17 protein-coding genes and 1 pseudogene are annotated in these 19,330 nt (G+C 65.9%); 7 read left to right on the forward strand and 11 right to left on the reverse strand.

Features of this window, described 5'->3' with window-relative positions; genetic code table 11:
* Positions 1 to 55: 55 nt before the first annotated feature.
* Complete coding sequence (locus ACQCSU_RS08625) at positions 56 to 235, reverse strand: hypothetical protein (RefSeq protein ID WP_354241802.1); 180 nt, start codon at positions 233 to 235, stop codon at positions 56 to 58.
* A gap of 215 nt (positions 236 to 450) precedes the next feature.
* Here ACQCSU_RS08625 and ACQCSU_RS08630 point away from each other — a divergent pair, with 215 nt between their 5' ends.
* From ACQCSU_RS08630 to ACQCSU_RS08650, 5 genes are all read left to right on the forward strand, one after another.
* Entirely contained in the window at positions 451 to 1,293 is an 843-nt protein-coding gene (locus ACQCSU_RS08630) for an IclR family transcriptional regulator (protein WP_426979327.1), read from the forward strand.
* Positions 1,294 to 1,396: 103 nt separating this feature from the next.
* Entirely contained in the window at positions 1,397 to 2,737 is a 1,341-nt protein-coding gene (locus ACQCSU_RS08635) for an MFS transporter (RefSeq protein WP_426979328.1), read from the forward strand.
* A complete protein-coding gene (locus ACQCSU_RS08640) occupies positions 2,737 to 3,783 on the forward strand; it encodes a zinc-dependent alcohol dehydrogenase (RefSeq protein WP_426979329.1) in 1,047 nt (348 codons plus the stop codon). The genes ACQCSU_RS08635 and ACQCSU_RS08640 overlap by 1 nt, the downstream gene beginning before the upstream one ends.
* Complete coding sequence (gene rhmD, locus ACQCSU_RS08645; protein ID WP_426979330.1) at positions 3,780 to 4,961, forward strand: L-rhamnonate dehydratase; 1,182 nt, start codon at positions 3,780 to 3,782, stop codon at positions 4,959 to 4,961. Before ACQCSU_RS08640 ends, rhmD begins: the two co-directional genes overlap by 4 nt.
* 42 nt (positions 4,962 to 5,003) lie before the next feature.
* The gene (locus ACQCSU_RS08650) at positions 5,004 to 5,876 is read left to right on the forward strand and encodes a fumarylacetoacetate hydrolase family protein (protein ID WP_426979331.1); all 873 of its coding nucleotides are present in this window, start codon (positions 5,004 to 5,006) and stop codon (positions 5,874 to 5,876) included.
* A 226-nt stretch (positions 5,877 to 6,102) separates the two neighbouring features.
* Here the strand turns inward: ACQCSU_RS08650 and ACQCSU_RS08655 are convergent.
* Positions 6,103 to 7,232, reverse strand: a pseudogene (locus tag ACQCSU_RS08655) (aldehyde dehydrogenase family protein); the annotation flags it as partial.
* A gap of 295 nt (positions 7,233 to 7,527) precedes the next feature.
* A complete protein-coding gene (locus ACQCSU_RS08660) occupies positions 7,528 to 8,244 on the reverse strand; it encodes a GntR family transcriptional regulator (protein ID WP_426979332.1) in 717 nt (238 codons plus the stop codon).
* A 32-nt stretch (positions 8,245 to 8,276) separates the two neighbouring features.
* Between ACQCSU_RS08660 and lhgO the strand changes: the two genes are divergently transcribed.
* Positions 8,277 to 9,509, forward strand: coding sequence for an L-2-hydroxyglutarate oxidase (gene lhgO / locus ACQCSU_RS08665; RefSeq protein ID WP_426979333.1), 1,233 nt, complete (start codon positions 8,277 to 8,279; stop codon positions 9,507 to 9,509).
* Positions 9,510 to 9,635: 126 nt separating this feature from the next.
* Here lhgO and ACQCSU_RS08670 read toward each other — a convergent pair whose 3' ends face one another.
* The 4 genes from ACQCSU_RS08670 to ACQCSU_RS08685 form a co-directional block, all read right to left on the reverse strand.
* Entirely contained in the window at positions 9,636 to 10,811 is a 1,176-nt protein-coding gene (locus tag ACQCSU_RS08670; protein WP_426979334.1) for an aminotransferase class V-fold PLP-dependent enzyme, read from the reverse strand.
* 194 nt (positions 10,812 to 11,005) lie between these two features.
* The gene (locus ACQCSU_RS08675) at positions 11,006 to 11,503 is read right to left on the reverse strand and encodes an SRPBCC family protein (RefSeq protein WP_426979335.1); all 498 of its coding nucleotides are present in this window, start codon (positions 11,501 to 11,503) and stop codon (positions 11,006 to 11,008) included.
* 13 nt (positions 11,504 to 11,516) lie between these two features.
* A complete protein-coding gene (locus ACQCSU_RS08680; protein WP_426979336.1) occupies positions 11,517 to 11,849 on the reverse strand; it encodes an ArsR/SmtB family transcription factor in 333 nt (110 codons plus the stop codon).
* Positions 11,850 to 11,902: 53 nt separating this feature from the next.
* Positions 11,903 to 12,682, reverse strand: coding sequence for an SDR family NAD(P)-dependent oxidoreductase (locus tag ACQCSU_RS08685; protein WP_426979337.1), 780 nt, complete (start codon positions 12,680 to 12,682; stop codon positions 11,903 to 11,905).
* Between the two features lie 82 nt (positions 12,683 to 12,764).
* Between ACQCSU_RS08685 and ACQCSU_RS08690 the strand changes: the two genes are divergently transcribed.
* Positions 12,765 to 13,370 carry a TetR/AcrR family transcriptional regulator gene (locus tag ACQCSU_RS08690; protein WP_426979338.1) on the forward strand — a complete coding sequence of 202 codons (606 nt, stop codon included), beginning with the start codon at positions 12,765 to 12,767 and terminating at the stop codon, positions 13,368 to 13,370.
* A gap of 31 nt (positions 13,371 to 13,401) precedes the next feature.
* On the opposite strand, the gene ACQCSU_RS08695 is transcribed toward ACQCSU_RS08690, so the two are convergent.
* The 4 genes from ACQCSU_RS08695 to ACQCSU_RS08710 all read right to left on the reverse strand — a co-directional run bounded on the left by ACQCSU_RS08695 (position 13,402) and on the right by ACQCSU_RS08710 (position 19,240).
* Positions 13,402 to 15,687, reverse strand: coding sequence for an alpha-galactosidase (locus ACQCSU_RS08695; protein ID WP_426979339.1), 2,286 nt, complete (start codon positions 15,685 to 15,687; stop codon positions 13,402 to 13,404).
* Positions 15,688 to 15,863: 176 nt separating this feature from the next.
* Positions 15,864 to 17,201 carry an ABC transporter substrate-binding protein gene (locus ACQCSU_RS08700; protein ID WP_426979340.1) on the reverse strand — a complete coding sequence of 446 codons (1,338 nt, stop codon included), beginning with the start codon at positions 17,199 to 17,201 and terminating at the stop codon, positions 15,864 to 15,866.
* Between the two features lie 68 nt (positions 17,202 to 17,269).
* The gene (locus tag ACQCSU_RS08705; protein ID WP_426979341.1) at positions 17,270 to 18,262 is read right to left on the reverse strand and encodes a carbohydrate ABC transporter permease; all 993 of its coding nucleotides are present in this window, start codon (positions 18,260 to 18,262) and stop codon (positions 17,270 to 17,272) included.
* A 12-nt stretch (positions 18,263 to 18,274) separates the two neighbouring features.
* Positions 18,275 to 19,240 (reverse strand): carbohydrate ABC transporter permease, encoded by a 966-nt coding sequence (locus tag ACQCSU_RS08710; RefSeq protein ID WP_426979342.1) that lies wholly within the window; start codon positions 19,238 to 19,240, stop codon positions 18,275 to 18,277.
* Positions 19,241 to 19,330: the final 90 nt, after the last annotated feature.

Raw genomic sequence — 19,330 nt, forward strand, 5'->3', positions numbered from 1 at the left:
ACTGAAGGGACGGGAGGTCCTGATGCGGCTCGCAACGTGCTTGCCGCCCAGCGCGTCATTCGTCGCCGTTGTCCTGCGCTTCAAGGTGCTTCGCCATCGCCTCGCAGGCCTGGTTCCACCGTGCGGTGAGGGCATGCCGGCTCAGGGGCTCGAACATGCTGTTGAGGACCTTCTCGACTGCATCGTATGCGGCGTCCCGAACCCGTTCCTGCGCCGCCGGGCTGTAGTAGTTCATGACAGGAATTCGACGCCGGCAGCGTAAAGGATGGCGTTATTGTCAGCTGCCGGAGTCCTTAGCAACTCCGGCCTCGTAGCCCGGCATCCCGGCGCGGGTCTGTGTCCCGGAGCGACGGGAGGGACTCGCCCGCCTACAATTCAAGTATGTGAACAGGTCCGTCACATCACTCAAGGCTAAGCCTCGAGCTGGACGCCCAGACCCCGGGAGCAGACATGAGTGAAGATCGGGGCAACCCGACCGTAAAATCCGCAGACCGCGCGCTCACCGTGGTCGAATTCGTCGCGGGCAAGGGCTCGGCCAGTTTCACCGAAATCCTCGAAGGGCTTCACCTGCCGCGCTCAAGCGCGCATGGGCTGCTGAGCACCTTGTGCGCCGCCGGCTGGCTGGACCACAGCACCTCAAATAAACAGTATTCGCTGGGGCTTCGGGCCTGGCAGGTAGGCCAGCTGTATACCGGCCACCAGACGCTGGCCAACGTCGCAAAGCCCGTGATGGACCGGCTCTCCGCTTCGCTGGGAGAGACAGTTCAGCTCGCGCTTCTCGACGGTGTCGAGAACGTGTACATCGCCATCAGCCAGACGTCCGGCGGCATGCGGCTTGGCTCCTCGGTTGGCATGCGCCTTCTGGCCCATGCAACGGGGATCGGCAAGGCCTTGCTCAGCATGCTTGAACCCGGCGAGTCCAGGCGCCGCCTCGATTCGGTGGCGCTGCCCCGGCTGACCGATAAAACGGTCACCGACGTCACGGCACTGGCGGAACTGGTGGCCGCTGCCAAAGCAACCGGGTTCGCGGTCGACGACGAGGAATATCTTGATGGATGCCGCTGTGTCGCCGTCCCGCTGACCAGCGAGGCGGGAGGCGGCATGCACGCCGCTCTCTCGGTCACAATGCCTACCGCCCGGACTGACGCGGACTGGCCGGGGAGCGTCCTGCGACCGCTCGTGGCGGCAGCCCAGGAAATCCGCGCTCTGCTCGGAGTGCGGGAACCGGACATTGTGGTCCCAGCGGCGGGATCATTCCCGGAGCCGGCCCCCGCTCCCGCACGCTCCGCGTAACCCGAAATTGAATGCTTGCCACCACCTTGTGGCCTGTGCCATACTCGTGCTGTTCACATTTGTGAACAACAATTCATAATCGTGAACTCAACGAGGAGTTACAGTGTCCAACCAAGTGACGGCTCCCACCAGCGAAGCGCTGGCGCCGATTGTCCGCCGCGTTACGCGCCGGCTCATTCCAGTTCTTCTGCTGATGTACATCCTGGCCTTCCTTGATCGTGCCAATCTTGGCTTCGCCAAGGCCGCCTTCCAGGCTGACACCGGCCTCGCGGACGCCGCCTATGCACTTGGAGCCGGCATCTTCTTCCTCGGCTACGCTGCCCTGGAAGTCCCCAGCAACATCCTCATGCGCAAACTAGGAGCCAAGATCTGGCTGGCGCGGATCATGATCAGCTGGGGTATCGTCTCGGCGCTGATGATGTTCGCCCAGACCGAAGGGGCCTTCTACATCCTCCGCGTGCTACTGGGCATCACCGAGGCCGGCTTCTTCCCCGGCGTCATTCTTTACCTGACCTACTGGATCCCCACGCAGTTCCGCGGCCGCGTCAACGGCCTGTTCTACTTCGGCGCGCCCCTCGCCTTCATCTTCGGCGGCCCCCTCTCCGGCATGCTCCTGGACCTTGACGGACTGGGCGGGCTGCAGGGCTGGCAGCTGATGTTCGTCGTCACCGGCGCCCTGACCGTCGCAGTCGGAATCTGGGCCTTCTCCTACCTCGACAACGGCCCGACGGACGCCAAATGGCTCAACGACAGTGAGCGGACCACCCTTGTGGCGGCGCTCAACGCTGAAGACCAGGTCAAGGCCGACCACTCCCCGAAGAGCGCCCTGCGCGCACTGGCCAACCCGAAGGTCCTCTACTTCTGCCTCATCTACTTCACCATCCAGATGAGCGTCTACGGTGTCACTTTCTACTTGCCCACCCAGATCGCCAAGCTGGTGGGCGCGAAAGTGGGCCTCGGCGTCGGACTGATGACCGCTGTGCCGTGGGGGATCGCAATAATCGCCACGTTCCTGCTCAGCCGCTTGGCAGACAAGACCGGGAAGCGCCGCCTCGTGGCCACCGCATCACTCGCCGCAGCATCAGTCGGCATCTTTGCATCGGCCCTCACTGACAACCCGGCCATCGGACTGGCCGCGCTCTCCCTGGGTGCCGCCGGGTTTATCTCGGTACAGCCTGTGTTCTGGACACTGCCCACCGGGATGCTCGTGGGTGCCGCCGCTGCCGGCGGAATCGCACTTATCAACTCGATTGGAAGCCTGGGTGGCTTCGTGGCACCCATAGCCAAGACCTGGGCGGAGGCGTCCTTCGGTCCGAATGCCGGTTTGTTCCTGCTTGCCATTACGGCCTTCCTCGGCGCCGTCCTGCTCTTCAACAGCCATCGGGTCAGCAAGATCGCTGACAGCACTCCGCTGGCCCAGCCCATCGCCGAAAAGGTGCACTAATGCGAGTACTCGAACTGAAAGACTTCCGCCAGCTCGTGGTGTCGGATCGTGAAGAACCCGCCGCTGGCCCCGGCGAGGTCCTCATCGACGTGGTTGCCACCGGCATCTGCGGATCCGACATTCACGGCTACACCGGAGAGAACGGGCGCCGCGTGCCGGGCCAGGTCATGGGTCATGAGACCGCGGGACGCATCGCTGCCCTCGGTACAGGGACAGACCGATTCGGCTTCGCAGTCGGCCAGCCTGTCACCTTCAACCCGCTCATCAGCTGCAACGCCTGTGAGGCATGCAAGGCCGGGCAGCAGCAGCATTGTCCGGAACGGACCGTGATCGGAGTGAACCCGGCAATCGTGTCGGCCTTCGCCGAGCAAGTGGCGGTCCCCGCGGACAACGTCGTGGTGCTGTCCGCCGGAACACCCATTGTGTACGGGGCCCTTATCGAGCCCCTTGCCGTCGCCTTCCACGCCGTCCGCCGCGCACGGATCGCCGCCGGCCAGAAGGTCCTGGTGATCGGCGGCGGCCCAATCGGGCAATCCGTCATCCTGGCAGCACTTCAGGAGGGCGCCGCCCACGTCCTCGTCTCCGAAATGGATCCCGCCCGGCGCGCCCTGTGCGAACGGCTCGGCGCCACCGCGCTCGATCCCACCGCCGCTCCGCTGGACCAGCAGGTCCGGACAGCTTTTGGCACGCTCGCAGATACCACCGTGGACGCCGTCGGCATTAAGCCCACCATTGCCAGTGCCCTCGACGCCACGAAGTTCGGCGGCGTCGTCTCGCTGGTCGGCATGGGTTCGCCGGAGTTGACGTTCAGCGCCTACCGTGTTTCCACGGAGGAAAGGGAGATCGTGGGCAGCTTCTGCTACAACAACCAGGACTTCCGCGATGCAGCAGCCTGGGTGGATCAGGGATCCCCGGCCCTGGCAGAACTCATCAGCCGTGAAGTTTCCATGGAGGACGCCGACGCGGCCTTCACCGGGCTCGCCGCCGCGGACGGTACGGCCGGCAAAGTATTGGTCCGCATCGATTCAGCAAGGAACAGCCAGTGAGCATCGAAAACCGCATCCGTCAGGTCCGCGCCTATACGCTGCGCGGCGGCGGGGCCGACTACCACGACCAGGACGCAGGCCACTGGATCGATGACCACATCGCGACGCCGATGTCCGTCTACCCCGAATACCGTCAGTCCCGCCAAAGCTTCGGGATCAACGTCCTCGGCACCTTGGTGGTGGAGATCGAGGCCGACGACGGCACCGTCGGTTTCGCCGTCACAACCGCCGGCGAGCTGGGCGCCTTCATCGTGGAGAAGCATCTGGCCCGGTTCGTCGAAGGCGCGCGCGTCACGGACATCGAGAAGATCTGGGACCAGATGTACCGGTCCACGCTTTTCTACGGCCGCAAGGGCGTGGTCCTCAACGCCATCAGCGCGGTGGACCTCGCACTCTACGACCTGCTGGGCAAGATCCGGCAGGAACCGGTCTACGCGCTCCTCGGCGGACCGGTCCGCGACGAACTGACCATGTACGCCACCGGTGCCCGTCCCGACGTCGCCAAGGACCTTGGCTTTATTGGCGGCAAGATGCCGCTGCACCACGGCCCGGCCGAGGGTGAAGAAGGTCTCCGGAAGAATCTGGAGATGATCCGGGACATGCGCGAGAAAGTCGGCGACGACTTCTGGCTGATGCTGGATTGCTGGATGTCCCTGGACCTCGACTACGCCACCCGGCTCGCCCATGGCGCGGCGGAATACGGCCTGAAGTGGATCGAAGAGGCGCTGCCCCCGGATGACTACTGGGGCTACGCCAAGCTCAAGAAGCAGGTCCCGCCGAAAATGCTGGTGACCACCGGCGAACACGAGGCCACCCGGTGGGGCTTCAAGCTGCTCCTGGACATGGAATGCGCCGACATCATCCAGCCCGACGTCGGATGGTGCGGTGGCATCACCGAGCTGAGCAAGATCTCGGCCATGGCCGATGCCGCCGGCGCACTGGTCATTCCGCACGGATCTTCCGTGTACTCGTACCATTTTGTCGTCACCCGGACCAACAGCCCGTTCGCCGAGTTCCTCATGATGCATCCCACCGCCGAGGAAGTCGTGCCCATGTTCTCCCCGATGCTGCTCGGTGAGCCGGTCCCCGTAAACGGCAAACTCAAGGTGCCGGAAACTCCGGGCTTCGGGGTCGAGCTGAACCCGGCCCTGGAAAAGCTGCGGCCTTACACGCACTGACCGCCCCGCCAACTGAAAAAACTGCGAACAAGGAACCTATAAATGGAACTCATGCGCTTGGGTGAACCCGGCTTGGAAATCCCGGTAGCCACCGAGGACGGAAAGTACTTTGACCTGCGGTCGATCACCGCGGACATCGACGGCGATTTCCTGGGCGGCGACGGCATCGCCAAAGCCCGCGCCGCCCTTAAAGCCGGGTTGCCGGAACTCGAAGGAGCCGGATCCCTGCGGATCGGCGCGCCCGTCGCCAAGCCGGGAGCCGTACTGTGCATCGGCCAGAACTACGCCGCCCACGCTGCGGAATCCGGTGACGCCCCGCCGTCGGTTCCCATTCTCTTCTTCAAGCACCCCAACACCGTGGTGGGGGCTTTCGACCACGTCGTGATCCCGCCCGGAGCAGAGAAGGTGGACTGGGAGGTGGAACTCGCCGTCGTCATCGGCAAGCGCGCCTCGTACCTCGCGTCCCCCGAGGAGGCCCTGGACTACGTGGCCGGCTATGCGGTCAGCAACGATGTCTCCGAGCGGGCGTACCAGGTGGAACATTCGGCCGGGCAGTGGTCCAAGGGCAAGTGCTGCGCCACGTTCAATCCTCTCGGCCCGGCCTTGGTTCCCGCCGAGGAAATTGGCGACCCGCAGCAGCTCCGCTTGCGATCCGCCGTCAACGGCGAGACCAGGCAGGACTCCAGCACCTCGGACATGATCTTCTCGGTGGCCCACATCATCTGGAACCTTTCCCAGTACCTGGTGCTGGACCCGGGCGACATCATCAACACCGGAACGCCGAAGGGCGTCGCGCTCTCCGGCAAGTTCCCGTACTTGCGCGAAGGGGACAGCATGGAAATCTCCATCGAAAAGCTGGGCCGGCAGGAGCAGAAGCTGGTCGCATTCCGGCAGGAAGTTCCGGGTCCCAGCTGACTCGCTGGTGTCGTTTTGAGGCCCGATAACGATAACTACTGCGATTCAGTCGGGCGGACGAGAAGAGGACGACGGCGGGAAACTCTCCCGCCGTCGTCCTCTTGCGTTGCTGAGGTGCTACAGGCTGCGGACCAGACCGCCGTCGCACCGGAGCGCCGTCCCGGTGACGTACGGCATCCACCGCCACTTCCGCCGCCAGCGTTTTCAGGTACCCGGCCAGGGCGGTCCGGCCGGTGTTGGACAAGGCCAGGTTGGGCAGGGGAGCAACCACCCCGCTGGATCCGATGGCCAGAATCCGGCCCCACTTCTGCTCCTGCATGCCCGGCAGGAAACTGCTTACCAGTGCATGCTGGGGCCGGACCAGAAGATCGAACGCGGACGCCAGCTCCACGCTGCTGAGCCCACCCGCGGTTCCGGGCTCCGGTCCGGGACCGCTGAGCACGAGAATGTCCACGGAACCGAACCGGTCGGTGGCGGCGTCATCCGAATCCGCCGCATAGAGCACCGCGACAGGCCCGAAGATTTCTGCACAGGCGATGGCCGATCCTGGTGCCACGCCGTCGATGACGGTCGGCTCTATGAAGAAGCCTTCTCCGTCGAGCGCATGCCCACCGGCGAGAACGTTGGCCCCCTCGACCTTGGCCGCTTCGAGGAGTTTCAACACTCCGCGCTGCTTAGCGTCGATGAGCGGACCCACGGTGGTGCCCGCGGCAGTGCCGGCGCCAACGCGGAGTTCGGCCACCCGCTTCAGGAAGCTCTCCCGGAAGGCAGGCAGCACGTCCTTGTGAACGATGATCCGGTTCGCCGTGACGCAGGTCTGGCCCGCATTACGGAACTTCGCGATGACCGCCCCCTCCGCGGCCGCCTCGACGTCGGCGTCCGACAGGACCGCAAACGGGCCGTTGCCGCCTAGCTCCATGGAAGATGCCATGACGTTGTCCGCCGCTTGCTTCAGCAGTGCCGTTCCGACCCGGTGGAGCCGGTGAAGCTGACCTTGCGCGGGCGCCGGTCGCTCATCAGGGCCGCGGACTGGGCCCCGGACCTGCTGGTGGTGACGAGGTTGACCACGCCCTCGGGGATCCCGACCGAACGTAGGACCTCCACGAGGAGGTGCATGGTCAGCGGGGTCTGCGAGGCCGGCTCGATGATCACTGTGCAGCCAGCGGCCAGGGCCGCTCCGATTTTCCGGGATCCCATGGCGAGGGGGAGATTCCAGGGCTTGATCAGCAAGGACGGACCCACCGGCTGGTAGGTGGTGATGATCCTGTAGTCACCATCGGGCGCCGTTCCGTAATTGCCGCTCTGGGACGGCACCTGCTCGGAGAACCAGCCCAGGAACTCGGCCGCGTAAGCCACTTCACCCCGGGCCTCGGCGAGGGCCGCGAAATATGGCCTCGCGGTTGACTTGCATGTTACATGCAGGCATTCTATATGAGGCGATTAGCTTTCCCAGTACCGAAAGGCAATGGAGCCCCTATGAGCACCCAGACCGGTTCAGTCAGCACTATTTTCCCCGGAGAGTCGCAGCGGTCTCGATGATCGGCACCACGATTGAGTGGTACGACTGCTACATCTTCGGCAGCGGACCCAGCCGCGCGCCTGGAGAGGCTCCGGCAGATGACCGCCCAGGAACGGGGTGCTCGCCGGCGGCTCAGGAGAAGTCGTTGGGCCACCGCAGGGCCGCGGCGAGGGCGCCGGCGTCGAACTCCTCGTTGTCCCCAGCCTCCTGCGTAATCAGCAGCTGGGCGGTATTGAGGATGTGGCGGCGCATGGCGGCAGCCGCGGCCGGTCCGTCGTGCGCTGAGATCGCATCGACAATGTCGAGGTGGTCATCAACGACCTCCTGGCAGGATCGGGCGGCCGGGGCCGTCCCCACTCCCCTGGTCAGGACCAGGTTGCGGAGGTTTTCCAGGACATCGACCAATTTCGCGTTCCCCGCATTCTCCATGATCTGCAGGTGGAAATCACGGTCGGCCCGCAGGGTTGCCTCCGCATCGTCCTCATCGGCAGCGGCCTGCATATGGGCAAAGCACGCGAGGATTTTACTCATTCCGGCCTCGGAGACCGTCCGGGCAACCTTGGCCGCGGCCGGTACTTCAAGCATCAGCCGGATCTGGAAGACCTCCACCAGATCGGTGAGCGTGGTCGCGAGGATGGTGGCGCCCTTGTTCTTGTCGATCCGGATCATCCCGGCACGGGCCAGCTGGAGCAGTGCCTCCCGGGCCGGGGTCCTGGAGACGCCGATGCGCTCACCCAGGCTGCTGGCTGAATACGTTTCACCTGCGACCAGCTCGCCGGAAGTAATCGCCTCACGAAAAAGCTCCACGGCTTGATCGGTCAGGGACGAACTGCGGCTCAGTTTTTTCACTTCACCATCATTTCAGCAACGGAAGAAAAGCAATGACAACGAATCGAATAGCAGTGATCGGCGGCGGAATCATTGGAACCGCCGTCGCCCGGCAGCTGTCCCGCATGGTCGACGGCGCCGAGGTCACCCTTTTTGAGAAGGAGTCCGGTCTGGCCGGACACCAGACGGGCCACAACTCCGGCGTGGTCCACGCGGGCCTTTACTATGAGCCCGGCTCCCTCAAAGCCCGGCTGTGCCGGCGCGGGGTGGACCTGCTGGCCGAATACGCCGCCGAGAACACCATTGCCTATGACGAATGCGGGAAGGTCGTCGTAGCCCACAACAACAACGAACTCGACCGGCTGCACAGCATCTTCGAACGGGCCAAGGCCAACGGGGTTCCGGATGTCGCCATCGTCGGCCGGGACAGGCTCCGTGAACTGGAACCCGGCTGCACCGGAGGCATCGCCGCCCTGCACTCGCCGCACACGGCCATCATCGACTACCCCGGGCTGACCCGGTCGCTGGGCAGGGACGTCGAGGCGGCCGGCGGCCAGATCCGGCTCGGCACCGCCGTCACCGGACTGGACGTGACCGGGTCCGAGGTCCGGATCTCGGGCTCCGGCTTCGATGCAGAGGCCTTCGACCTGGTCATCACCTGTGCGGGCCTGCAGTCCGACAGGCTCGCCAACGCGGTCACCGACCGGACGGGTACCTCCGGGAAGAAGAACGAGGGACCCCAGATCGTGCCGTTCTACGGCGACTACTTCCTCCTGAGGCCGGAGCGGTCCGCTCTCGTCAACGGGCTCATCTACCCCGTACCGGACCCGCGCTACCCCTTCCTGGGTGTGCACCTGACCAAACGCGTCGACGGCGCCGTCATGCTCGGACCCAACGCGTTCCTTTCCCTCTCCCGGGAGAACTACCGGAACAACGCCCCCAACCTCCGCGATCTCGCGGATACGCTGGGCTACCCCGGCTTCTGGAAATTCGCGGCCGCTAACATCCCGGCGACCCTCCAGCAGGTCCGCACGGCAGTCAGCAAGAAGGCTTTCGTGGAGGAAGCCCGGAAGTTCGTGCCGGCCATCGAGGCAGCGGACGTCGTCAAGGGAGTCCGCGGCATCCGGGCGCAGGCCCTGAACGCGGACGGCGGCCTGGTTGATGACTTTGTGATCCGCCGTACCGGGCGGCTTGTCCAGGTCCGCAACGCCCCCTCCCCCGGGGCAACGGCTTCCCTCGCCATCGCCGAACACATCGTCGAGGAAGCCCTTGCCAAGGTCGCCTAGGACGTGGTCTGTCGCCCAGCCATTGGGGGGTGGGCGACGTGCAAAAAATGTATGAGGACGACGGCGGGAGCGGCGATTTCTAGGGGTCGTTGAAACACCTCTGGCGGCTAGGTAGTTTTCAGTAGATCACGCAGGAGGACCGCCTTTCCCAACTGCTTTCCGGACAGCCCCGACGGCCTCGATGGCCTGCCGGATATCCGCCATTCCGTTGTAGAGGTGGGGCGAAATTCGCACCCGTTTGTCTCCGGTCCAGGCGAGCACACCGTGGGCCTCAAGTCCGCGGCGCCAAACGCCCTCGTCGTCGACCTCGAACGCGACGATTCCTGCCCGTTTGGCGGAGTCAGCCGGGGTGAGCATGCGCATCCCCAGGGCATCGAGCTCAGTCCACAAAACGTCGGTCAGTGCCCGCACATGGGCCTCGATTCTGGCCAGCCCGCTGGCGTGCAGGTAGTCGATGCCGGCTCCCAGGATCTGTACGCACAGGGCGGCCGGGTTGCCGAGTTCGAAGCGCCGCCCGTCCCGGACCGGAGTAATCGAGGTGTCCCGAACGTCCGCATCGACCCACACCGCAGAGGTCCAGCCGGATTCCCGCGGCTGCCAGCCGGGCTGACGGGCGGCGTTGCAGTACGCGACTCCGGCGCCGTGGGTGCCCAGGGCCCACTTGTAACCGCACGCGACGGCGAAATCAGCCAGCGAAATGTCGAAACTCGCAACACCCAAGGCCTGGGATGCGTCCACGATCAGCACCGCGCCGCAGGAATCCGCAATCGCGCGGTATTCATTCAGGTCGATCAGCTCGCCGGTGTAATACGAGACCAGGCTGGTCACGATCGCCCGGGTCGCAGGGTCCACAGCGTCGCCGAAACGCTGTGGATCCATCAGATGGTCCGGGCTCCGGACCAGGCGGATTTCCATACTCGTGCCAGTCCGCCACGGATACATATCGGACGGGTATTCCCACTGCGGCATGACCACGTTTCCACCGGGAACGTCGATGCTGCGCGCCACCATGTTCACGGCCTGCGCGACGTTTTGGGGGAATCCAAGCTCGGCCGGCCGGCAGCCAAGCAGGGTGGCCAGCGAGTCCGCAGTCCGCGAGACCTTGGCGTAGATGCGTTCCCGCCCGCCCATCCCCAGGGCCTTGTCGTGCATGAATTCGCTGAAGAGCGCCGTCTGGGAGGCGAGCATGGGCGTCTCCCCCGCGGCCGCCAGGTGGCACAGCCCCGGAAGGCCTGCGAAATCGGTCTGGCTGACTAGCGGCGGCAACCCTGGATCGGGATAACCGCGGAACTGTTGGGACATGCTGCCGCACCTCCTCCGGAGCGCCGGCGTCACTGGCCGCCGGTCCCCCCAACGGTTCAATGCTGGCCCGGGCCCGCGCCGGATACAAGTGCTGAGGGGCACTTGGCGACACGCAAGAGGACGACGGCCGGAAGCTCCCGCCGTCGTCCGCTTTGCGTTGCGCCACTTGGGCGGGCGCCGCTCCAGTTGGCTGGTCAGGCGTGGGAGTGCTCGGCCAGGATGGCGTCGATCTGGCCGGCGGCTTCCTTCATGCCCTCTTCCATGCCCATCTCGACCATCTGGTTCATCTGCTCTTCGGACTCGAACGTGGACAGCACGGTCATCCGGGTGCGGTCGCCGATCTCCTCGAGCGTGACGGTCGCGTGAGTGGTGCCCATGGCCTCGACCGGGGCACCGTTCTCGTCGGCAAAACCGTCGTCGAACTCCAGCCGGGTGGGGGCCTGGATGGAGGTGATGCGCCACCAGCCGCGGGCCTTCTCCCCGTCGGGGCCGGTCATGTAGTAGGCCGCTTTCCCTCCGGGCTCGAAGTCGAGCTGCTCAAAGGTAGCCGGCCAGGTTGGCGGACCCCACCAGCGCTCAAGCTGCCGCGGGTCTTCCCAGATCTGCCAGACGCGTTTAACGTCCGCGGCGAACTCGGCCACGAGGGTGAAGCTGAGTGCCTCAAGATTCTTGGTGGAACTGATAACCGTCATTGCAGAACCCTTCCTATCCTTCAGCGAGAATGTCTGCGATCCGCTCGGCGCGCTGCCGCCAGATCGCCTCGTACTCATCGAGCAGTCGCCGGGCTTTCTGCAGGCCTTCATGATTGCCCCGCACGATCTGCTCCCTTCCGCGCTTCTCCTTTGTGATCAGGGAGGCGCGTTCCAACACCGCCACATGCTTCTGGACGGCGGCAAAACTCATGGCGTAGAGGGCGGCAAGGCCGGAGACCGAATACTCCCCCACCGTCACCCGCCGCACGATGTCCCGGCGGGTGGCATCGGCGAACGCCTGGAACAGGCGGTCAAGTTCGGCATCACTCAACTGATCTACAACCATTTAGTTGTAGAATATGACGGCGACGGAGAACTGTCAAGGGTTCCGGGACACAGTCACAGCGCGGACCAGCCGCCGTCGGAGGCGAGGATGGCGCCGTTGACGTTGGTGCCGTCATCGCTGAGCAGGAACGTGATCGAGGCGGCCAGCTGCGCGGCGGTGGCCGGTGCCGGAATGGTGGCCTGCATCAGCGGGCCGAGTCGTTCGGCCGCCAGCTGGGATCCCCAGTTGGCCTCAATGTTGGTGATGGTGGGGCCGGGGGCCACGGCATTGAAGCGCAGCCCCTTCGGCCCGTACATCACGGCCGAGTTCTTGGTCAGGCCGACGACGGCGTGCTTGGAAGCGGTGTAGGCGGCGCCGGCGGCTGAACCGCGCAACCCCGCCTCGGAGGCGATGTTGACCACAGAGCCGGCGCCTGCCTCGAGCATCAGCGGCACTACGGCACGGGTCAGGCGCATCAGAGCGGTGACGTTGATCCTGAAGACCCGCTCCCACAGGTCGTCGTCCACTTCGTGGATCGGGGCGAAGTTGTCCATGATGCCGGCGACGTTCGCGAGGGCGTCAATTCGCCCGCCGGCGGCAGCGACGACGGCGGCGACGGTCTCTTCGGTGGAGATGTCGCCGGGCACCGGAACCAGGTCCAAGCCGCCATTTTCGGCCACGAGGTCGTCCAGGCGTTCCTTGCTGATGTCCGCGGCGATGACCCTGCCGCCCTCCTTGGCGATGCGCAGGGCCGTGGCCTGGCCGATCCCCGAGCCAGCGCCCGTGACGATGACGGTCCTGCCGGCGAAGCGGCCCGTTGTGGTGGTTTCCTGCCATGAAGCCTCGTTGCCCATGATGTCCTTCCGAACGTTGGAGATTGTGTCACCGCTAGCTTATGACACGCCGTGTCATAATGTAAGGGTGGATACTGGTGGGATGCCTGAGGAAGACCGGCCGCCCGCCGTCACACGTGTCGCCGGGCGACCGGTGACGATCGACCCGGACGCCGTGGCCGGCATCGCGTTGCGCCTGTTCGCCGCGCGCGGCTACGAGCAGACCTCGATGGAAGACATCGCACGCGAGTCGGGCATCGGCCGGAAGAGCCTCTACCGATATTTCGCCAGCAAGGCCGATCTCATCTGGGGCGGGATCGAACCGGTGGTTGAGGCCTCCGGGCTGGTCCTTGAGCACGCCCGGGTCAACGCTGCAGCTGACGGGGACATCCTGTCCGGGCTGCGGATGGCGGCCCTGGCCGGGGCGGCAGTGCTTCCCGACCTCGCCGTGACGCGCGGACGCCTGCGCCTGATCGCCGAACATCCCGAGCTAGCAAGCCGGAGCTACGCTTCGCTGGCGCCCCAGCGCGAGCGCGCCCGGCTTTACCTCGCTGCGGCGGGCGTCGACGAAGACACCGCCGGCTATTTGTGCGCCGCCTATATCGGGGCGACTTTTGAGGCGTGGACACGGTGGGCCGCCGGGGAGGACCCGGATCCCGTGCCCTATCTGCTGGCGGCCATGGGCGTGCTGCGGCTGCCGCAGGGCTGAGCCTATACGCGGCTACCAGCCCGGGCCGAGGCTAGCTGCCGACGGTGGTGACTTTCAGCAGCAGCGCGTGCTCCGGGTTGAGAATGGGCATGGGCAGGCCCACCTCGGCCAGGAAGCGGCCGTTGGCCTGGGCCCCGGATGCCAGCCAGGCCGGGGGTTGGACCTGGGTGAACGTGTGGTTGTAGTGAGTGTCGCCCGGGGCCGGGAAGATGGCCTCCACCCGGTAATTGGTGTCGGCGGCAAGGCCCGGGATGGCGACCCGTCCGGGCTTCTCCGAGAACGAGGTCCGCGTGCTGACCAGCGCGAACAGCGCCGCCGTCGAACCCGGCACCGCACCGTCACCGGCCGCGCCGCCTGAACCCGCTGAGCCGTCCGCCGAGCCGGCCACCACGCCGTGCAGCATCAGGGCGTCGTCGGGCACGTCCGCGCGGACCATCCGGCCGCTGTGGATCAGCCCGCGGTGCTCCTTGTAGAGCCCGATGAAGCGCTTGAGCTCCCCGCGCTCGGCACCCTGCACCTGCCGGACGTCCCATTCCATCCCGAAGTGGCCGAACAGGGCCGTGATGGCGCGGAAGGAGAGGTCGTGGGTGCGGGCGGTCGTGTGTGAGGTGGTGGGGCCGATGTGTCCGCCGACGAGCTCCGGCGGAACCACCATTCCGGTCCAGCGCTGGATGGTCTGCCGCTCCAGGGCGTCGTTGCAGTCCGAGCCCCAGATCCGGTCGGTGCGCTCCAGGATCCCGAGGTCCACCCGGGCGCCTCCGGACGAGCAGCTTTCAATCTCGACGCCGGGGTGGGCCTTGCGGAGCTCGTCGAACAGCCGGTAGGCGGCGAGGGTCTGTTCATGGACGGAGGCGCGGCCGGCGTGGCCGTGCTCCAGCAGGTCCCGGTTCTGGTCCCACTTGAGGTAGCTGATGTTGTTCTCGCGCAGCAGCGCGTCCACGCGGTCGTAGATGTACTGCCAGGCGTCGGGATTGACGAGGTCGAGGATGTGCTGGTGGCGCCACTCCAGCGGCAGGCGGCCGCCGTCCTTAAAGCTCTGGACGGAGGGCCCCGCGATCCACTCCGGGTGGGCACGGACCACATCGGAGTCCAGGTTGACCATTTCCGGTTCCACCCACAGGCCGAACTCCATCCCGCGGGACGTGACGGCCTCGATCAGCGGCGTGAGTCCTGCCGGCCAGAGGGCCTCGTCCACGTACCAGTCGCCCAGGCCGGCGTGATCGTCACGGCGTCCGCGGAACCAGCCGTCGTCGAGCACGAAGCGCTCCACGCCCAGCTCCGCCGCGGAGTCCGCGAGTTCGATCAGGGTGGTGAGGTTGTGGTCGAAGTACACGGCCTCCCAGGTGTTCAGCACCACCGGGCGCGGCTTTCCGGCCCCGGCGCCCGTCGCGGTGGCCGGCAGCACGTGGTGCGGACGGTTCCGGAACCACGCGTAGAACGCTTCGCTGACGCCGTCGAGGCCGCGGTCCGAGTACGCGGCGAAAAGTGCGGGGGTGGTGTAGCTGCCGCCGGGCGCCAGGATGACCTCGGCCGGGCCGAGGAGTTCCGAGCCGCCGATCATGGTGCGCCCGTCCGCGACGCTGTCCGCGAACTGTTCGTGGTTGCCGCTCCACGCCAGGTGCGTCGCCCAGACCCTGCCGTGGCGGTTCCCGAAACCGGCGGTGCCGGCGGCGAAGAGCAGCGAGGAGTCGTGCCCGGTGCGGCCGTGCCGGCCGGTGCGGACCCAGGTGCCCTGCTGGATGGCGCGGCGCTGCGGGTGGCGTTCCCGGCACCAGCGGCCGGTCAGGTCCAGGAGCTCGACGGCGTCCGGCGCCACCGGGAGCACTGTGGCCAGCTCGTCCAGCTGGAAGGGCGAGCTGCCGGTGTTGGTGACGGTGTGGCTGAGTTCCAGCAGCCCGCCGTCGTGCAGCTTCAGGGAGGACGCAACGCTGATGCCGGCGTCGGCGTCTGCCTGGACAATCACCACGGAATGAGGCACCACGGAATGAGGCACCGCGGCATTCCCGACGACGGCGCCCGCACCGTCCGCCGTCACGTCCGCCACGCGGAGGCGGACGGAGAAGTCATAGCCGGGGACGCCGTCGGCGATCCGGTGGCCGCGCAGGGCCGGGCGGCCTTGCCAGCTCGAGGAAGCCTGCGGAAGCAGCCCGGCGGGGACCGCCGCGTCGACGGCGGAGTGCGGGACGGGCTCGCCGAGGATAGCCAGGTCGGGAAGTGCGACGCCCAGATCGGAGCCCCAGTGAATAATCTCGGCCTCCCCGCTGTCGAAGCTGATCACCAGGCTGGTGCTGGCGGAGCGGAGGTACAGGGGATCCATGGCGGGTCTCTTTCGGTGGTTCGGCATGCGTCCGGGAACGCGGGAGTCTTGGCGTGCGGAGTGCGGGATGCGGGGTGCGGGTTGGTGCGGCTGGGAAGTCCCCGGGTGCCGCCGCCGCGAGGAGGCGGCGGCACCCGGGCGGGTGGCTGCGGGCGGCGCCGCAGTCAGGCATGGGCCTACTTGAAGAGGGCGTTGACCTGGTTGTTGGCTTCTGTGAGCGAGCTGGCCGGCTTCTTGCCGGAGAGGACGGCGTCCATGGCCGGCTTCATGATGCCGTCCACCTTGGCCGCCTTGTCCGCGATCGGGAACAGGAACGTGGTGCTGTCCTTGACGTGGGTGGTGAAGGCGGAAACGTCGGTGCCCTTGTCCGCGAAGGCCTTGGCGGCGATCTCGGAGGAGCTGCTGACGGCCGGGAACACTACGGCCTTCTTGGCCACGGCGTCCTGGCAGGCGGTGGAACCGAGGTATTCGACCCACTTGACCGAGGCGGCCGGGTTCTTGGTGCCGGCCCAGACGGAGTCGGCCAGGCCGTTGAACATGCTGGCGCGCTTGCCTTCGGGGCCCTTCGGGGTCGGGGCGAACGCGGTCGCCACACCCTTGTAGCTCTGGTACTGGCCGATCAGCCAGTCGCCGGTGGTGTTGATGGCGGCCTTGCCGGCACCGAAGTTGTCCGCCAGGCTGGCGCCGACGGTGGTCTCGAGCTTGGGCATGTAGCCCTTCTCGGTGAGGCCGGCCCACCAGGTGATGGTGTCCTGGAACCGGGGGTCGTCGTAGTTGAACTTGGTGCCCCACGGGTTCTTGTCCGTGGCGGTCCAGCCGGTGGTGCCGGTCAGGAAGCTCCACTCGGTCTGTCCCTGGCCGGAGCCGCCGCCGGCCAGTCCGAGGCCGTAAACCGCGACGTTGTTCTTGTCGAAGCCGGCCTCGTCGCCGCGGGCGCCGTTCTTGTCCACGGTCAGGTGCGCGATTGCCTTCTCGTAGCTGCCGCCGTCCTGCGGGTTCCAGTCCAGGTTCGCCATCTGCTCGGCGGTCAGGCCGGCGGAGTCCGTCATGGCCTTGTTGTAGAAGAGGCCCACCGTGTCCCAGTCCTTGGGCAGGCCGTAGCGCTTCCCGTCCTGGCCGACCCACAGCTCGGGGAGGCCCTTGGTGTAGCTGTCCAGCTTGATGCCGTCCTTGGCCACGGCGTCATCGAGGGAGAGCAGCTGTTTCTTCGCGGCGTACTCGGGGTACTTGGAGAGGTGGTTGGTGAAGACGTCCGGGGCCGTGCCGGAAACAAAGCCGTTGGTCAGCGTGGTCCAGTAGTCGTCCCAGCCGCGCTGGGTGATCTTGACCTTGATGTCAGGGTTGGCCTTGGTGAAATCGTCCGCGCACTGCTGGTAGGCCGGGAGCTGGTTGGCATCCCAGAGCCAGTAGTTGATTTCGCCCTTGGCTTCGGCGGATGGGCCGGAACCGCCGCAGGCGGAGAGGGAGAGGGCGATGGCTGCGGCGGCAGCGACGACGCCGATGGTCTTCTTCATGGTGGACCTTTCGTGGAAGTGCGTGTTGAGGGGGCGTGTGTTGGGGGGCAGTGCGTGTTCGGTGGTCGTTACTTGATGCCGGAGAAGCCGATGGAGTTGACCACCCGTTTGCCGAAGGCGATGAAGAGCAGGAGGACGGGCAGGGCGGCGACCAGGGTTGCGGCCATCAGGCCGGACCAATCGGGGGCTCCCTGCGGGGACTGGGACCTGAAGACGCCCAGGCCGACGGTGAGGACGCGGACGCTTTCGTCCTGGCCCACGAGCAGCGGCCAGAAGTACTCGTTCCACTGGCCGATGAATGTCAGGAGGGCCAGCGTGGCCAGCGGCGCGGCGGCGTTGGGCAGCACGATCTGGAAGAAGATCCGGAGGTGCTTGGCGCCGTCGAGCATGGCCGCTTCCTCCACTTCCCGTGACATGCTCAGGAAGAACTGCCGCAGGAAGAAGATGGCGAACGGGGTCATGAAGAGGAACGGCAACGCCATGCCGGCGAAGGTGTTGAGCAGGCCCAGGTTCTTGATCATGACGAAGTTCGGCAGCGCGGTGAAGATCGGCGGGACCATCATCGTGGCGAGGAACAGGGAGAACACCACGTTCCGGCCGGGCCACCGGAGCCGGGAGAAGGCATACGCGGCCATCGCGCTGAAGAACACCTGACCGGCGGTGGTGACGCTCGCGAAGATGATGGAGTTGCGCAGGTAGAGCCAGAAGTTGATCGCCGCGCCGGAGCCGCCGTCGGCGATGGCCTCCTCGGGGCTCTGCAGGCCGAGGACCCGTTTGAAGGCGCCCAGGCTGAAGTCGGCGGGAAGCAGGTTGCCGGCGTTGGCGGCGAGTGAGTGGTTGCTCGACAGCGCGGTGCGGAGCATCCAGAGGAACGGTGCCACCGTCACGGCGACGGCGACGGCGACGAGGGTCCAGGCGCCGACGCGGCGCCAGTTGACGGGCTTCCGGTTGACGGGCTTCCTGTTGACGGCCTTGCTGGGGACGGACTCATCGCGGACGGACTCACCAGGGACGGCGGTGGTGCCGACGGGCTTTTTGCGGGAAAGGGCGGAGGTAGTCATGGCTGGGTTTCCTTAGTCCAGATCCGATTCGTTGCCCTTGAGGAACTTCATCTGGACGAAGGCCACAAGAGCGAGAATGACGAAGAGAATGACGGACAGTGCCGAGGCGTAGCCGAAGTCGGATTCACCGAAGGCCTTCTGGTAGATGTACATCTGGATGACGCGGGAGGCATTGATGGGGCCGCCGCCCGTGGTCACGGCCACGGTGTCGAAGACCTGGAAAGAGCCGATCACGGTGACCACCAGGACCAGCACCAGCACGGGGCGCAGGAGCGGCATCGTGATGCTCCAGAAGGTCCGGGTGGGGGACGCGCCGTCGAGCGATGCGACTTCGTAGACGTGGTTGGGGATGGACTGCAGGCCGGCGAAGATCAGCAGCGCTGTGTATCCCATGTGCCGCCACACGTTGACGCCGGCGATGGTGGGGATGGCCCATTGCTCGCTGCCGAAGAAGGCGATGCGGGGCAGGCCGAGCCAGCTGATCAGCTCGTTGACGATGCCCATCTGGTAGTCCAGCATCCAAAACCACAGCAGGGCGACGATGACGTTGGCCACGAGGAACGGCAGCAGCAGTGCGCCGCGAATAAGCGTGGACTTGGCGACCCGGTGCATCAGGAGGGCCAAACCGAGAGCGATGATGGTCTGGAAGCCGATGTTGAGTCCGACGTACTGCACGGTCACTCCCATGGCGTTCCAGAACAGCTCGTCGCCGAAAATGGCGGTGTAGTTCTTGGTGCCGATCCAGGTGGGGTCGCCCAGGATGCTGTATTCCGTGAAGCTGAGGTAGATGCCGCGCACCGTGGGGACCAGATAGAACGCGACGAAACCGATCATTGCCGGGAGGATGAACAGCAGGGCGATCCGGAGATCGCCGAGGCGGCGTCCCCTGCCGGTTTTTCCGGCCCTGCCTGCCTTTCCGCGATGCGAGGGCTTGGATCCGCCGGCCACAGGATCCGGAAGCTTGGTGATGGTAGTCATCGTTGACTCTTCCTGGTGGTGTGATGTGGATAACAACTGGAACATGAATCTACACGAGTAGATTCAGACCAGCAAGTAGTTTTCCGGTAT

This window comes from Pseudarthrobacter sp. O4 (genome assembly GCF_050157025.1).
In the GTDB taxonomy this organism is placed as follows: Bacteria; Actinomycetota; Actinomycetes; order Actinomycetales; family Micrococcaceae; genus Arthrobacter.

Bases quoted from the DNA above. Each gene is read 5' to 3' on its own strand.
- ACQCSU_RS08625 (WP_354241802.1), bottom strand. From the start codon at position 235: ATGAACTACTACAGCCCGGCGGCGCAGGAACGGGTTCGGGACGCCGCA.
- ACQCSU_RS08630 (WP_426979327.1), top strand. From the start codon at position 451: ATGAGTGAAGATCGGGGCAACCCGACCGTAAAATCCGCAGACCGCGCG.
- ACQCSU_RS08640 (WP_426979329.1), top strand. From the start codon at position 2,737: ATGCGAGTACTCGAACTGAAAGACTTCCGCCAGCTCGTGGTGTCGGAT.
- ACQCSU_RS08650 (WP_426979331.1), top strand. From the start codon at position 5,004: ATGGAACTCATGCGCTTGGGTGAACCCGGCTTGGAAATCCCGGTAGCC.
- lhgO (WP_426979333.1), top strand. From the start codon at position 8,277: ATGACAACGAATCGAATAGCAGTGATCGGCGGCGGAATCATTGGAACC.
- ACQCSU_RS08670 (WP_426979334.1), bottom strand. From the start codon at position 10,811: ATGTCCCAACAGTTCCGCGGTTATCCCGATCCAGGGTTGCCGCCGCTA.
- ACQCSU_RS08675 (WP_426979335.1), bottom strand. From the start codon at position 11,503: ATGACGGTTATCAGTTCCACCAAGAATCTTGAGGCACTCAGCTTCACC.
- ACQCSU_RS08680 (WP_426979336.1), bottom strand. From the start codon at position 11,849: ATGGTTGTAGATCAGTTGAGTGATGCCGAACTTGACCGCCTGTTCCAG.
- ACQCSU_RS08685 (WP_426979337.1), bottom strand. From the start codon at position 12,682: ATGGGCAACGAGGCTTCATGGCAGGAAACCACCACAACGGGCCGCTTC.
- ACQCSU_RS08690 (WP_426979338.1), top strand. From the start codon at position 12,765: ATGCCTGAGGAAGACCGGCCGCCCGCCGTCACACGTGTCGCCGGGCGA.
- ACQCSU_RS08695 (WP_426979339.1), bottom strand. From the start codon at position 15,687: ATGGATCCCCTGTACCTCCGCTCCGCCAGCACCAGCCTGGTGATCAGC.
- ACQCSU_RS08700 (WP_426979340.1), bottom strand. From the start codon at position 17,201: ATGAAGAAGACCATCGGCGTCGTCGCTGCCGCCGCAGCCATCGCCCTC.
- ACQCSU_RS08705 (WP_426979341.1), bottom strand. From the start codon at position 18,262: ATGACTACCTCCGCCCTTTCCCGCAAAAAGCCCGTCGGCACCACCGCC.
- ACQCSU_RS08710 (WP_426979342.1), bottom strand. From the start codon at position 19,240: ATGACTACCATCACCAAGCTTCCGGATCCTGTGGCCGGCGGATCCAAG.